Source organism: Affinundibacterium flavidum (genome assembly GCF_014284175.1).
Classification (GTDB): domain Bacteria; phylum Pseudomonadota; class Gammaproteobacteria; order Burkholderiales; family Burkholderiaceae_D; genus Undibacterium; species Undibacterium flavidum.
In genome coordinates this window covers 1-424 of sequence record NZ_JACOGA010000052.1, presented here as the reverse complement: position 1 = coordinate 424, position 424 = coordinate 1, and the positions used below count along the sequence as shown (strand labels likewise).

1 protein-coding gene is annotated in these 424 nt (G+C 46.9%); it reads right to left on the bottom strand.

Annotated features, from left to right (window positions below; translation table 11 throughout):
• The coding region (locus H8K55_RS21310; RefSeq protein ID WP_186944256.1) for a hypothetical protein at positions 1-384 on the bottom strand (384 nt) is incomplete at its 3' end.
• Positions 385-424: the final 40 nt, after the last annotated feature.

Genomic DNA, 424 nt, shown 5'->3' with positions numbered 1-424 from the left:
GGCCAGCAGAGCTTGGGCTTGAGCTTGAGTCTGATCAAAGTAGACACCACTGAACTGTTGCAGGTGTAGTTGCTGCACAACCGCGTGAACACTACTAATGGCCTGGTATTGAGATTGCTGCGCTATCAGCCTGAGCTGTTGGCAGCATTGCTGCTGCATGACTTGGTTGTTTCTCAGTTGAAACGTAGCTGATTGCCAGAAGGGGGTTGCCACTACGCCGTATTGTTGCCTTACGAACTCATTGCATGGGCTAAGCACCTGTTGCTGTAGCAGGAGATGCGGCTGTAGCTGATATTGCCTATAACTTTGACTAAAAGCATCAAACTGCGCAGAGGCACTGCATGCAACAATAGCAAGGAGAACAAATACAAAAATGATCTTCATTGTTGCAGGATTCTAGTCCTATGCTTTTGCTATAAGTTTT